Origin of the sequence: Paroceanicella profunda (assembly GCF_005887635.2) — a bacterium.
Lineage (GTDB): Bacteria > Pseudomonadota > Alphaproteobacteria > Rhodobacterales > Rhodobacteraceae > Paroceanicella > Paroceanicella profunda.
Genome location: NZ_CP040818.1, coordinates 2,910,949 through 2,923,863 on the forward strand (window position 1 = coordinate 2,910,949; position 12,915 = coordinate 2,923,863).

Genomic DNA, 12,915 nt, shown 5'->3' on the forward strand with positions numbered 1-12,915 from the left:
CCCGACATGACCCAGACATCCACCATCCTCGCGGCCTCGCAGGGTGCGGCCTGGCGGCTGTCCCGCGGTGAGGAAGTGAGCATCGTGAACACCCATGGCAGCCAGGTGGTCGACACCTGGGCGCTGGCCGCGGAGGATCCGTCGGAGCATTCGGCGATGGAGCACACGCGCTCGAAGAACAGCACCATCTTCCTCGACGAGGGCCTGGCGGTGATGAGCTCGAAGCGCCGGCCGATGCTCACCCTCGTTGCCGACACCACGCCGGGCCGGCATGACACGCTGCTCTGCCCCTGCTCGGCGGAGATCTATGCCGAGCTGGGCCAGCCCGCCGGGCACCGCAGCTGCACGGGCAATTTCCATGAGGCGATCGGGGCGCTGGGGCTGTCGCTGGGCTTCACGCCGGCCTCGCTGAACCTGTTCATGCAGGTGCCGCTGGAGAGCGACGGCCGGGTGCGGCGCGAGCCGCCGGCCTCGCGCCCCGGAGACAGCGTGCGGCTGCGCGCGGAGATGGACCTCATCCTGGTGCTCTCGGCCTGCCCGCAGGACGTGACGCCGATCAACGGCGCGGAGTGCCGGCCGCGCGATGTGGAGCTGCTGTTCCACGGCGTGCCGGCATGAGCGCGCCGCTGCTCAGGATCCGCGAGCTGCGCAAGTCCTTCGGCGATGTGGAGGTGCTCAAGGGCATCGACCTGGAGGTGGGGCAGGGCGAGGTGGTGTCCATCATCGGCGCCAGCGGCTCGGGCAAGAGCACCTTCCTGCGCTGCATCAACGTGATGGAGATGCCGGACGCGGGCTTCGTGGACTTCGGCCCGCACCACTTCGACTACCGCGCCGGCGCCCGGGGCCGGCCGACGGACGCCGAGCTGCGCGCCCTGCGCGCCCGCATCGGCATGGTGTTCCAGAGCTACAACCTCTGGCCGCACATGACCGTGCTGCAGAACATCACCGAGGCGCCCGTGCGCCTGCGCGGCATTCCCCGCGCCCAGGCCGAGGAGGAGGCGCGCGCGCTGCTCACCCGTATCGGGCTGCTGGAGAAGCAGCATGCCTACCCGGCGAAGCTTTCCGGCGGGCAGCAGCAGCGCGTGGCCATCGTGCGCGCGCTCGCGATGAAACCCGAGGTGATGCTGTTCGACGAGGTGACCTCGGCGCTGGACCCGGAACTGGTGGGAGAGGTGCTCACCCTCATGGCGCAGCTCGCGCGCGAGGGCATGACCATGCTGCTCGTCACCCATGAGATCGACTTCGCGCGCGAGGTCTCCTCCCGCGTGCTGTTCTTCGACGGCGGCGTGATCGCGGAGGACGGACCGCCCGACGCGGTGCTGCGCGCGCCGAAGTCCGAGCGCCTGCGCGGCTTCCTCGCCCGGATGCTGCACCGGGACGCCATAGACACCGCCCATGGGGAGACCGGCGCATGACCTTCACCTGGACCGATCTCGCCAATTACGGCCCCGGCTTCCTGAACGCCGCCGGCATCGTGTTCGGCATCACGCTCTGCGCCATCATGGTAAGCTGGGCGGCGGGCCTCTCCGTGGCGCTGGGGAACCGCTCGGACCTCGCCTGGGTGCGCGGCCTCTCCGGGCTCTACGTGTGGTTCATCCGCGGCACGCCGACGCTGATCCAGATCTTCCTGATCTACTTCGGCCTGCCGCAGTTCGGGGTGCGCATCTCGCCCTTCACCGCCGGGTTCATCGCGCTGGGGCTGAACTCCGGCGCCTATGTGGCCGAGATCATCCGCGCCGGCCTCTCCGCCATTCCGAAGGGACAGATGGAATCCGCGCTCGCGCTCGGCTTCTCGCGGCGCGAGACCATGCAGCGCATCATCCTGCCGCAGGTGTGCCGGATCATCGTGCCGCCGATCACCAACGAGGCGATCACCACGCTGAAGAACACCTCGCTGCTCTCCACCATCACCGTGGTCGAGCTGACGCTCTACGCCCAGACCATCATCGCGCGCACCTACCGTCCGTTCGAATTCTACATCTCGGCCGCCATCGTCTACCTCGCGCTCACCACCATCCTGTCGCGCTTCGCGGCCTGGGTGGAGAAGCGCTACGCGACGCTGAGCTGACCGTTTGCCAAGGACCCCTGCCATGACCTCGCTTCCCAAGGATTCCCTCGAGAGCCCGCGCTTCTGCGGCGTGCCGAGCTTCATGCGCCTGCCGATGCCGGCCACGGCCGAGGGGCTGGACGCCGCGATCATCGGCCTGCCGTCGGATTCCGGCGCGCCCTTCCGCACCGGCGCGCGCTTCGGGCCGAACGCAGTGCGCGCCATGTCGGTGATGCTGCGCCCGATCAACCCCTATCGCGGCAACATCAACGTGTTCGAGGCCCTGCGCGTGGCCGATCTCGGTGACGCGCCGGTGGTGCCGGGCTACGAGATCGACAGCCTGGAGTGGATCGAGCAGGCGGTGCGCAAGGTGGTCGATGCGGGGGCTGCCCCCTGCGGCATCGGCGGCGACCATTCGGTGACGCTCGCCGAGCTGCGCGCCGTGGCCTCGAAGCACGGGCCGCTGGGCCTCGTGCAGTTCGACAGCCACACCGACACCTGGGACAAGTACTTCGCCGGCAAGCGCTATTCCGCCGGCACCCCCTTCCTGCGCGGCGTGGAGGAGGGGATCATCGACCCCTCCCGCTCCATCCAGATCGGCATGCGCGGCTCGCTGTTCCGCGACACGGACGTGAGCCAGTCGCTCGACCTCGGCTACGAGGTGCTCACCACCGACGACGTCTTCGACCTGGGCTTCGAGGCCGTGGCCGAGCGCATCCGCGCCCGCACCGCCGGGGGCCCGAGCTTCCTCACCTTCGACATGGATTTCGTGGACCCGGCAGCGGCCCCCGCGGTGGAGACGCCCGAGGCCGGCGGCCCGAACGCCCGCGAGACCCTGCGCCTGCTGCGCGCCATCCACGGGGTGAACCTGGTGGGCTGCGACGTGGTCGAGATTTCGCCGATGTATGACGGCCCCGGCCAGATCACCGCGCTGCTGGGCGCCACGGTGATGGCCGAGCTGCTGGCGCTGATGGCCGAGGGCCGCACCGCCGCCTGACATGTCTTCCCGATATCAACAGAGAGGTCCAACACGATGAAATTCCGTTCCATTCTCGCGGCCATGGCCGCGCTCGCCACCTTCTCCGGCGTCACGGCCCGGGCGGCGGACGATCTCGGCCTGATCGCGCCGGGCAAGCTGATGGTGGCCACCGAGGGCACCTATCCGCCGTTCTCCATGCGGGAGGCCAATGGCGATCTCGACGGGCTCGAGGTGCGCGTGATGAAGGAAGTCGCGAAACGGCTGGGGCTCGAATATACCCCCGTCGTCACCAAGTGGGATTCGCTGCTCGTCGGCCTGATGGCCGGCCAGTTCGACGTGATCTCGGCAGCGATGGATATCACCGAGGAGCGCCAGCAGAAGGTGACCTTCTCGGACGGCTGGCTGGAATCCGGCGGGCGCATCGTGACCGCGAAGGGCTCCGACATCGCCTCCGAGGCGGATCTCAAGGGCCGCCCGGTGGGCGCGCTGGTCGCCTCGAACTGGACGAAGATCGCCGAGGCCGCCGGCGCCGACGTGAAGACCTACAAGGCGGAATCCGACGCCATACAGGACCTGGTGAACGGCAATGTGGACGCGGTGATCACCGATTCCATCGCCGCGGCCTATGTGATCAAGGAAAGCGGCCTGCCGCTGACCATGACCGAGGAGTACGTGAGCACCGTGCAGAAGGGCTTCGCGATGCAGAAGGGCAAGCTGGCGCTGGCCGCGGCCATCAACGGCGCGCTGGCCGACATGATCGCCGACGGCACCTATGCCGAGCTCACCTCCGGGCTGGTCGGCTACTCGCCGGCCCCGGCCAAGCCGATCCGCACTCTCACCGAGTGATCCGGCCGGGCGGCGCGCGCCGCCCGCCCCTCGTGCCAGGTGCGGGGCGGCATGCGTCGCCCGCCAGTGACGTAGCTGCCGGGCGGCAGGCGCCGCGCGCCAGTGGCGCAACTGCCGGGCGAAACGCGTCGCCCGCCGATGATGCAAGTGCCGGGTGGCAGCTGCCGCCCGTCGCTCGCACGATGTGGCAGGCGCCGCCCGCCACGGCGACGGGGTGCCGGCCGCGCGGCGCGGCCGACACCGCCCCGGACACGCTGCCCCCCGGGGCAGCCAGACAGGAGACTTCCGTGATGGCCCCGATCCTGGAGCCCGTGACCGGGCCGCTCGCGGTTGCGGCCCCCTCGCGCGCCGTGCAGGCCTATCAGCGGCTGCTCGAGATGCTGCTGCGCCACGAGCTGCCCGCCGGATCCATCCTGCACGAGCGTCGGGTTGCCGAGTTCCTGGAGATGTCGCGCACCCCGGTGAAGGACGCGCTCCTGCGGCTGGAGAGCGAGGGCCTGCTCACCCGCAGCCCCGGGCGCGGCTTCGCCGTGCGCGCCTTTCCGGTGCGCGAACTCCTGGAGGCGCTGCACGTGCGCGCGGTGCTGGAGGCGGAGGCGGCCCGCATCGCCGCCGAGCGCATCGCGCCGGATGCGCTGGACCGGGCCGAGGCCGAGATCCGCGCGCTGCTGGAGGCTCCGGAGCCCAGTTCCGAGCAGGATTGGGAGGTGGACAACCGCTTCCACGCGATGCTGGCGCTTGCCACCGGAAACGCGGTGCTGGCGGAGACCATCCAGGCGCTGCGCACCCGGACCTACGTGTTCAACAAGAGCCGGATGCCCGAGCGCTTCGCCGTGGGACATCAGGAGCACCTCGCCATCATCGCCGCCCTGCGCGCGCGTGACCCGGAGGCCGCCCGCGCCCGCACCCAGGCGCATATCGAGGCGGTGCGCCGGTCGATCATCGCCAAGCTCTCCGACATCGGCGGCTGACGGACGCCCCCGGGCGCCTGCCTTCGGGGCAGGGCCCGCTCCGCGCCACAGGGCGCGGCCTGCCCCCGTGCTGCGGTGCCCGGGCCGACAGGGGACTTCGAGGTGTGAACCGGTGCGCGGCGCAGCCCGCTTAGCCGCACCGCGGAAGCGGAGCCTGCCCGTGCTGCCCCGCCGCTCCCGGGCCTCCCGCGCCGGACGGGGCGTGCCGGTGAGGCCTGGTGGCTGGGCAGGGCCCGGCGGATCACCCCGGTGCGCTTCGCAGCCCGGGACGCTGCTCCGCAGCAGCCGGGCCTGCCCCGTCGCGCCCCTGCGCTGCCGCTCCGGCGGCCTCCGCGCCGGACCGGGCGTGCCGGTCAGGCCTGGCGGGTGCGCAGGGCCCGGCCGATCACTCCGGCGATCTTGCGCACCGGGTTGCCGGCCATCTGCGCGGGGTCCTTCTGCGGTGCGAGGCGGCGGAGGGGGGCGAGGGCCAGGGGCTCGTCGCGCCGGCTGAAGCCCAGGGCCGCGATCCGCCCGGTTCTTCCGGCCACCACGGCCTCCGGCATCCAGTGCATCTCGCCGGAGGGGAAGCGGAAGCTGCCGGGCGTGGTTTCCCAGGCGATGGTGATCCGGTCTCCCCGGCTCACGGTGCAGGGCTCGCCGAACACCGTTTCCAGCCGCAGCAGGCGCAGCATCGGGCGGGGGAAGTTCAGGTTGCGGTGCTGCAGCGCGAGCGGGATCTCCCGCGCGCCGATCGTCACCTTCACGCCGCCGCCGTCGGGGGTCGCGACGTAGATGAGCGAGTCGAGCACGCCGTCCTCCGTCACCTCCAGGTCCAGCGGGAGTTGCCCCACGGGCAGGCGGATCATGTCGTCGGCCAGGGTGCCGGTGGCGAAATCGTTCACGAAGGCGAAATGCGTCTCGCCGGTCAGGCGCAGCTCCGAGCGCGGCTGGCGGGGCACGTCGGCCAGCCCCACCATGCGCGCGCAGAGATTGGCGGCGAAGGACATCAGGTGGATGTTGGAGATATCCAGCGTGTCCGGCCCGGAGAAGAACTTCTTCGGCAGGCGCTTGTGCTCGAACTTCTCCTTGTAGGCGCGCTTCAACGAGACATGCACCACGCCGTAGGAATCAAACAGCGCCTGCAGGCGCTGGGTATAGGGGTCCTCCGTGAGGCTGAGCCCCACGCCCAGGGGCTCCAGCACCAGGGCCATCATCATCAGCCGCTGGCGGATGCAGTAGCGGATCAGCTGCTCGACCTCGTGCAGCAGCGCGTCGGCGTCCTGGCCACGGGCGACATGGTTGATCTCGTGCAGGGCGTATTCCCACAGCACGATGTCGCCCGGCTCCACCTCCGGGTCCACCTGAAGCCGGAACAGCGCGGTGAGCGAGGTCGTCGCATCGGTGGACAGGTTGTGAACCGGCAGTTTCGCCATGTCGGCAAGCCTGGCGACATACCCGTCCCTGGGAAGGGAGTTGCCCCCGCCCGCCACAACGATCTTCTTCACTGCGCTACTCCTCACGCTCGGCCCGGCCTCATCCCGGACGATCCGGACCACGGCGATTCTGCTGCCAAAATACCGTCATCGCTCCGCCCGAAGTAGAGTGCGCGTCGGATGAATGTGCCAAATGTGTACACAATGCCATCCCCTTCCTTCAAGCGCTCAGCGCAGGGCAGGGATGCGGACCCGCCCGGACAGGGCATGAAAATGCCTCGGGCGGCCCCGGAGCGATCCGGCAGATGTTTCAGAGGCTTGGGAGGAGTGATGCGCCCGAAGCGCGTCTGGCTGGGGAACCTGGATTCGAACCAGGACTAACGGAGTCAGAGTCCGTGGGTCTACCGTTAACCTATTCCCCAACGCTGTGACGCGTTCGTCGGCGACGTGGGTGATCTACGGCAGCGGGCCGGGAGGGTCAAGAGCCCGGGGCGAAAAAAATGACACGAAGATTGACAGGACGGGTGCGCGCGCGGGAGCCTCCGGCGGCGCGGAGGTTTCCGAGCCGTCCCCCGCGCCGACCTTGCCCCCCTTTCTCCAGCGGAGATCCCCGTGAGCGACCCCCTGATGCAGCCCTACCGCCTGAAGCATCTCACCCTGCGCAACCGGCTGATGTCGACCGCCCACGAGCCGGCCTATTCGGAGGACGGCATGCCCAAGGCCCGCTACCGGGCCTATCACGCCGAGAAGGCAAAGGGGGGAATCGCGCTCACCGTGGCCTGCGGCTCGGCCGTGGTGTCGGAGGACAGCCCGGAAGCCTTCGGAAACCTGCACGCCTGGAAGGACGAGATCACCCCCTGGGTGTCCGAGATGGCCGACGCGGTGCATGAGCATGGTGCGGCGATCATGATGCAGATCACCCATCTGGGCCGGCGCACCGGCTGGAACAAGGGCGGCTGGCTGCCCGTTCTCGCCCCCTCGCCTGTGCGCGAGCCCGCCCACCGTGCCTTCCCGAAGGAGATGGAGGACTGGGACATCGAGCGGGTGATCGCCGATTATGCCGATGCGGCGGAGCGGCTGCAGGCCGCCGGGCTCGACGGGCTGGAGTTCGAGGCCTACGGCCATCTCATCGACCAGTTCTGGTCGCCCGCCACCAATTTCCGCGAGGACGACTGGGGCGGGGCGCTGGAAAACCGGCTCGCCTTCGGCAAGGCCGTGGTGGCGGCGGTGCGCAGGCGGGTGGGGCCGGAGTTCATCCTCGGCATGCGGCTCGCCGCGGACGAGGACTGGGCGCGCGGCTTTGACCGCGACACCGGCGAGGCGATCGCGAAGCAGATGATCGCCACCGGCGACATCGATTTCCTCAACCTCATCCGCGGCCACATCGACACCGACGTGGCGCTGGAAGGTGTCATCCCCGTGCATGGCTCGCGCGCGAACCCGCATCTGGATTTCTGCGGCGAGATCCGGGCGGCCACGCGCTTCCCCGTGTTCCACGCCGCGCGCATCGCCGATGTGGCCACCGCCCGCCACGCGGTGGCGGAGGGCAAGCTCGACATGGTGGGGATGACCCGCGCCCATATCGCCGAGCCGCACATCACCGCGAAGATCCTCGCGGGGCAGGAGCACCGCATCCGCCCCTGCGTGGGCGCCACCTATTGCCTGGACCGCATCTACGAGGGCGGCGAGGCGCTGTGCATCCACAACGCCTCCACGGGCCGCGAGGAGAGCCTGCCGCATGAGGTGGCCCCGGCGGACGCCCCGAAAACCGCCGTGGTGGTGGGCGCCGGGCCCGGCGGGCTGGAGGCGGCGCGCGTCCTCGCCCTGCGCGGCCATGCGGTGACCGTGTTCGAGGCGGCGGACGCGCCGGGCGGGCAGGTGGCGCTGCTGTCGCGCCTCGCCCGGCGGCGCGAGATGATCGGCATCATCGACTGGCGCATGTCCGAATGCGAGGCGCTCGGCGTGCAGTTCCGCTTCAACACCTATGCGGAGGCGGAGGAGGTGACGGCCCTCTCTCCCGACATCGTGGTGGTGGCCACCGGCGGCATGCCCAACACGGAAGTCATCGAGGGCGTGCCCCTGCCCGGTGCGCAGCACGTGATCTCGGGCTGGGACATCCTCTCCGGCGCGGTGAAGCCCGCCGCCGAGGTGCTGCTCTTCGACGACCATGCCGGCCACCCTGGCCTCACCACGGCGGAGGCTGTCTGCGCCGCGGGCTCGGCGCTGGAGATCGTGAGCCCCGAGCGCTTCTTCGCGGTCGACGTGGGCGGGCTGAACCACGCCGCCTACGCCCGCGCGCTGGACCGGGCCGGGGCCCGCATCACCATTTCCAAGCGCCTGCGCGGCGTGGAGCGGCAGGGCAACCGGCTCATCGCCACCCTGGGCTCGGATTTCTCCGACAGGGTGGAGACGCGGGAGGTGGACCAGGTGATCGTGGAGCACGGCACGCTGCCGCTGGACGAGCTCTACCACGCCCTGCGCCCGCTCAGCCGCAACCGCGGCGCGGTGGACGTGAAGGCGCTGCTCTCCGGCCGCCCCCAGGCGGTGGAGACCAACCCGCAGGGCGCCTTCACCCTCTGGCGCATCGGTGACGCGGTGGCGGCGCGCAACATCCATGCCGCGGTGCTCGACGCCTTCCGCCTCTGCCGCCTCGCCTGACGGCTTGCCTTGGCGCCCCCTCTGTGGCATTGGGGGCGCCATGAGAACGCTTCAGATCACCACCGGTATCTGTATTACCCGCTGACATATGTCTGCGGCGCGCGCTCGCTGTTTCCCTTCGAAACCTCGACATGCAGGCCCGCCGCGCCCCTTACGCGAGCCCGAGGCCATGACCGAGATCCAGCTCTACAACACCGCCAGCCGCCGCAAGGACGCCTTCGCGCCCATCGATCCGGACAACGTGCGGATGTATGTCTGCGGCCCCACGGTCTATGACCGCGCGCATATCGGCAACGCCCGGCCGGTGGTGGTGTTCGACACGCTGTTCCGCCTGCTGCGCCATGTCCACGGCGAGGGCCACGTCACCTACGTGCGCAACTTCACCGACGTGGATGACAAGATCAACGCGAAGTCCGCCGCCACCGGCCGCCCGATCCGCGACATCACCGACGAGACGATTCAGTGGTATCTCGACGACATGGGCGCCCTCGGCGCGCTGGAGCCCACGGAGATGCCCCGCTGCACCGACTACATCGGCGAGATGGTGGCGATGTCGGAGCGGCTGATCGACAAGGGCTTCGCCTATGCCGCCGAGGGCCACGTGCTGTTCGACGTCTCGTCCGACCCGAATTACGGCAGCCTCTCGCACCGCTCGCTCGACGAGATGATGGAGGGCGCCCGCGTGGAGGTGGCGCCCTACAAGCGCGGCGCGATGGATTTCGTGCTCTGGAAGCCCTCGTCGGAGGACGAACCGGGCTGGGACAGCCCCTGGGGCCGCGGCCGCCCGGGCTGGCACATCGAGTGCTCGGCCATGGCCGAGGCGCTCCTGGGCGAGACCTTCGACATCCACGGCGGCGGCATCGACCTCTCCTTCCCCCACCACGAGAACGAGCGCGCCCAGTCCTGCTGCGCCCATGGCACCGACCGCATGGCGCAGGTGTGGATGCACAACGGCTTCCTGATGGTGGAAGGCGAGAAGATGTCGAAATCGCTCGGCAATTTCTTCACCGTGCGCGACCTGCTCGACCAGGGCTATCCGGGCGAGGTGATCCGCTTCGTGCTGCTCTCCACCCATTACCGCAAGCCGATGGACTGGACCGCGAAGGCGGCGGAGGAAGCGGAGAAGACCCTGCGCAAGTGGCGCGCGCTCACCGATGGCGTGGCACCGGGCGACGCGGACCCGGAAGCGGTTGCCGCCCTTGCGGACGATCTCAACACCCCGCGCGCCATCGCCGCCCTGCACGCGCTGGCGGGCAGGGGTGACGCCGCCGCACTCGCCGCCTCCGCCGCGCTTCTGGGCTTCCTCGGCGACGGGATGGGGGATTGGGCGGCAGCCCCCGCCGCCGAGGCCGATGTCTCCGCGCGCATCGAGGCGCTGTTGGCCGAGCGCCTCGCCGCCCGCAAGGCGAAGGATTTCGCCCGCGCCGACGCCATCCGCGACGCTTTCGCCGCCGCCGGCGTTATCGTGAAGGACACCGCGCAGGGCGCGGAATGGGAGCTCGCCCCGGGGTTCGACGCGGGCAGGCTGGAGCAATTGGGATGACCCGCGAGCGCCTCTACCTCTTCGACACCACCCTGCGCGACGGGCAGCAGACGCATGGGGTGGATTTTCGCACCGCCGACAAGCAGCGCCTTGCGGCCGCGCTCGACGGGCTGGGGATCGACTACGTGGAGGGCGGCTGGCCGGGGGCGAACCCGACCGACAGCGAGTTCTTCGCCCAGGCCCCCGCGCTCGGCCATGCCACGCTCACCGCCTTCGGGATGACCAAGCGCGCCGGGCGCTCGGCGGAGAACGACGACGTGCTCGCCGCCGTCACCAATGCCGGCACGCCGGCGGTCTGCCTGGTGGGCAAGACGCATGACTTCCATGTCACCACCGCGCTGGGGGTGAGCCTGGAGGAGAACCTCGCCAACATCCGCGAGAGCGTCGCCCATCTCACCGCCCTGGGGCGCGAGGCGCTGTTCGACGCGGAGCATTTCTTCGACGGCTACAAGGCCAATCCGGGCTATGCCCTCCAATGCCTCGCCGCCGCGCGCGACGCGGGCGCGCGCTGGGTGGTGCTGTGCGACACAAACGGCGGCACCCTGCCGGCGGAGATCGGCGCGATCACCCGCGCGGTGATCGCCGCCGGCATCCCCGGCGACCGCCTCGGCATCCACACCCATAACGACACGGAGAATGCCGTGGCGGGCGCGCTCGCCGCGGTGGATGCCGGCGCGCGGCAGGTGCAGGGCACGCTGAACGGGCTGGGCGAGCGCTGCGGCAACGCGAACCTCACCAGCCTCATTCCCACGCTGCTGTTGAAGGAGCCCTATGCCAGCCGCTTCGAGACCGGCGTGACGCGCGAGGGGCTGGGCCGGCTGCGCGCCGCCTCGCGCCTGCTCGACGAGATCCTGAACCGGGTGCCGAACCGGCATGCGCCTTACGTCGGCGCCTCGGCCTTCGCGCACAAGGCGGGGCTGCATGCCTCCGCCATCCTCAAGGACCCCACGACCTACGAGCACGTGGCGCCGGAGGTGGTGGGCAACGAGCGCATCATCCCGATGTCGAACCAGGCCGGGCAGTCGAACCTGCGCCGCCGCCTCGCGGAGGCCGGCATCGCGGTGGAGAAGGGCGACCCGGCGCTGGCCCGCATCCTGGAGGAGGTGAAGGCGCGCGAGGAGGCGGGGTTCGCCTATGACAGCGCCCGGGCCTCCTTCGAGCTCCTGGCCCGCGCCACGCTGGGCCGTTTGCCGCGCTTCTTCGACGTGGAGCGCTACCGTGTGGTGATCGAGCGCCGGCGCAACGCGTCGGGCGAGATGGTCACCCTGTCGGAGGCCGTGGTGGTGGTGCATGTGGAGGGGGAGAAGGTGATGTCCGTCTCCGATTCCCTTGACCCCGCCACCCATGAGGACCAGGGCCCGGTGAACGCGCTCTCCGCCGCCCTCACCAAGGACCTGGGCCGCTACCAGGCCTATCTGGAGGACATGCGGCTGGTGGACTTCAAGGTGCGGATCATCAATTCCGGCACCGAGGCCATCACCCGCGTGCTGCTGGACAGCGAGGACGGGCGCGGGCAGCGGTGGTCCACCGTGGGGGTGTCCGCGAACATAGTGGATGCCTCCTTCCAGGCCGTGGCCGACGCGGTGCTGTGGAAGCTGATCCGCGACGGCGCGCCGAAGGCGGGGGAGTGAGATGAGCATCGACCACTGCCGCGAGATGGTGCGGGCCGGCGACCCGGACCGCTTCCTCTCCGCCATGAGCGCGCCGCCGGAGGGGCAGGGGGCGCTGATGGTGCTCTATGCCTTCAACCTGGAGGTGGCCCGCGCGCCCTGGGTGGCCTCCGAGCCGCTGATCGGGCAGATGCGCCTGCAGTTCTGGCACGACGCCATCGCCGGGATCCACGAGGGCAAGCCGCCGCGCAGGCACCCGGTGGTGGAGGAGCTCGCCGCGCTCACCGCCCGCCGCGCCCTGCCGCGCGCGCCCTTCGACGCGCTGATCGCCGCGCGGATGGCCGATCTCGACCCCGCGCCGCCGGAGACCCGCGCCGCGCTGGAGGCCTATGTGGACGCCACCTCCGGCGGGCTGATGCAGCTCGCCGCCCGGGCCCTGGGCACGGAGGCGGATGCGGTGGCCGCCGACATCGGCCGGGCCAGCGGCATGGCGAACCTGATGCGCGCGCTGCCGGAACTGGCGGTGCGCGGGCACATGCCGCTGCCCGGGCTCACCCTGGCGGACCGGGTGGCGCTCTCCGAAGGGCGGACCACGCCGGAGCTGGCGGAGGCCGTGCGCCTGCTGGCCACCGAGGCACGGGCCACCCTGCGGCGCGGCCGGCGCGCTGCGCGGCGCCTGCCGCGCTCGGTGCTGCCGGCGCTGCGGGCGGGCTGGCGGGCCGGGCCGCTCCTCTCCGCCGCCACGCGGCCGGGGCTGGACGCGCTGCGCGACCTCGGCCCGGAGAGTGAATTCCGCCGCCGCGGCGCGCTGTTGTGGCGCACCGTGCTCGGCCGCGCCTGAAGGGG

11 protein-coding genes and 1 tRNA gene are annotated in these 12,915 nt (G+C 70.7%); 10 read left to right on the forward strand and 2 right to left on the reverse strand.

Going from position 1 to position 12,915, the window contains the following annotated elements; genetic code table 11:
• The first annotated feature begins 6 nt into the window (after nucleotides 1-6).
• The 6 genes from FDP22_RS13055 to FDP22_RS13080 all read left to right on the forward strand — a co-directional run bounded on the left by FDP22_RS13055 (nucleotide 7) and on the right by FDP22_RS13080 (nucleotide 4,843).
• Entirely contained in the window at nucleotides 7-618 is a 612-nt protein-coding gene (locus FDP22_RS13055) for a DUF1989 domain-containing protein (protein WP_138574268.1), read from the forward strand.
• Nucleotides 615-1,415, forward strand: a complete 801-nt coding sequence (locus FDP22_RS13060) for an amino acid ABC transporter ATP-binding protein (RefSeq protein WP_138574270.1) — start codon at nucleotides 615-617, stop codon at nucleotides 1,413-1,415. Before FDP22_RS13055 ends, FDP22_RS13060 begins: the two co-directional genes overlap by 4 nt.
• A complete protein-coding gene (locus FDP22_RS13065; protein WP_138574272.1) occupies nucleotides 1,412-2,068 on the forward strand; it encodes an amino acid ABC transporter permease in 657 nt (218 codons plus the stop codon). Before FDP22_RS13060 ends, FDP22_RS13065 begins: the two co-directional genes overlap by 4 nt.
• Before the next feature lie 22 nt (nucleotides 2,069-2,090).
• The gene (locus FDP22_RS13070; protein ID WP_138574274.1) at nucleotides 2,091-3,044 is read left to right on the forward strand and encodes an agmatinase; all 954 of its coding nucleotides are present in this window, start codon (nucleotides 2,091-2,093) and stop codon (nucleotides 3,042-3,044) included.
• 36 nt (nucleotides 3,045-3,080) lie between these two features.
• Nucleotides 3,081-3,872 (forward strand): transporter substrate-binding domain-containing protein, encoded by a 792-nt coding sequence (locus tag FDP22_RS13075; RefSeq protein ID WP_138574276.1) that lies wholly within the window; start codon nucleotides 3,081-3,083, stop codon nucleotides 3,870-3,872.
• 290 nt (nucleotides 3,873-4,162) lie between these two features.
• Complete coding sequence (locus FDP22_RS13080; RefSeq protein ID WP_170317694.1) at nucleotides 4,163-4,843, forward strand: GntR family transcriptional regulator; 681 nt, start codon at nucleotides 4,163-4,165, stop codon at nucleotides 4,841-4,843.
• A 353-nt stretch (nucleotides 4,844-5,196) separates the two neighbouring features.
• Here FDP22_RS13080 and FDP22_RS13085 read toward each other — a convergent pair whose 3' ends face one another.
• On the reverse strand, nucleotides 5,197-6,330 hold the full coding sequence (locus tag FDP22_RS13085) for an SGNH/GDSL hydrolase family protein (protein WP_138574280.1): 1,134 nt from the start codon (nucleotides 6,328-6,330) through the stop codon (nucleotides 5,197-5,199).
• Between the two features lie 276 nt (nucleotides 6,331-6,606).
• Nucleotides 6,607-6,680 (reverse strand) — tRNA-Gln (locus FDP22_RS13090).
• A gap of 205 nt (nucleotides 6,681-6,885) precedes the next feature.
• On the opposite strand from FDP22_RS13090, the gene FDP22_RS13095 reads away from it, so the two are divergent.
• The 4 genes from FDP22_RS13095 to FDP22_RS13110 all read left to right on the forward strand — a co-directional run bounded on the left by FDP22_RS13095 (nucleotide 6,886) and on the right by FDP22_RS13110 (nucleotide 12,910).
• On the forward strand, nucleotides 6,886-8,916 hold the full coding sequence (locus tag FDP22_RS13095; RefSeq protein ID WP_138574777.1) for an NADH:flavin oxidoreductase: 2,031 nt from the start codon (nucleotides 6,886-6,888) through the stop codon (nucleotides 8,914-8,916).
• Nucleotides 8,917-9,085: 169 nt separating this feature from the next.
• Nucleotides 9,086-10,459: a cysteine--tRNA ligase gene (gene cysS / locus FDP22_RS13100; protein WP_138574282.1), complete on the forward strand. Its 1,374-nt coding sequence runs from the start codon at nucleotides 9,086-9,088 to the stop codon at nucleotides 10,457-10,459.
• Entirely contained in the window at nucleotides 10,456-12,090 is a 1,635-nt protein-coding gene (cimA, locus tag FDP22_RS13105; RefSeq protein ID WP_138574284.1) for a citramalate synthase, read from the forward strand. The genes cysS and cimA overlap by 4 nt, the downstream gene beginning before the upstream one ends.
• Nucleotide 12,091: 1 nt before the next feature.
• Nucleotides 12,092-12,910, forward strand: coding sequence for a phytoene/squalene synthase family protein (locus FDP22_RS13110; RefSeq protein WP_138574285.1), 819 nt, complete (start codon nucleotides 12,092-12,094; stop codon nucleotides 12,908-12,910).
• Nucleotides 12,911-12,915: the final 5 nt, after the last annotated feature.

What these genes read in the sequence shown, in the direction of transcription:
- FDP22_RS13080 (WP_170317694.1), top strand. Translation starts at nt 4,163, where the DNA reads ATGGCCCCGATCCTGGAGCCCGTGACCGGGCCGCTCGCGGTTGCGGCC.
- FDP22_RS13055 (WP_138574268.1), top strand. Translation starts at nt 7, where the DNA reads ATGACCCAGACATCCACCATCCTCGCGGCCTCGCAGGGTGCGGCCTGG.
- FDP22_RS13095 (WP_138574777.1), top strand. Translation starts at nt 6,886, where the DNA reads ATGCAGCCCTACCGCCTGAAGCATCTCACCCTGCGCAACCGGCTGATG.
- FDP22_RS13070 (WP_138574274.1), top strand. Translation starts at nt 2,091, where the DNA reads ATGACCTCGCTTCCCAAGGATTCCCTCGAGAGCCCGCGCTTCTGCGGC.
- FDP22_RS13110 (WP_138574285.1), top strand. Translation starts at nt 12,092, where the DNA reads ATGAGCATCGACCACTGCCGCGAGATGGTGCGGGCCGGCGACCCGGAC.
- FDP22_RS13075 (WP_138574276.1), top strand. Translation starts at nt 3,081, where the DNA reads ATGAAATTCCGTTCCATTCTCGCGGCCATGGCCGCGCTCGCCACCTTC.
- cimA (WP_138574284.1), top strand. Translation starts at nt 10,456, where the DNA reads ATGACCCGCGAGCGCCTCTACCTCTTCGACACCACCCTGCGCGACGGG.
- FDP22_RS13060 (WP_138574270.1), top strand. Translation starts at nt 615, where the DNA reads ATGAGCGCGCCGCTGCTCAGGATCCGCGAGCTGCGCAAGTCCTTCGGC.
- cysS (WP_138574282.1), top strand. Translation starts at nt 9,086, where the DNA reads ATGACCGAGATCCAGCTCTACAACACCGCCAGCCGCCGCAAGGACGCC.
- FDP22_RS13065 (WP_138574272.1), top strand. Translation starts at nt 1,412, where the DNA reads ATGACCTTCACCTGGACCGATCTCGCCAATTACGGCCCCGGCTTCCTG.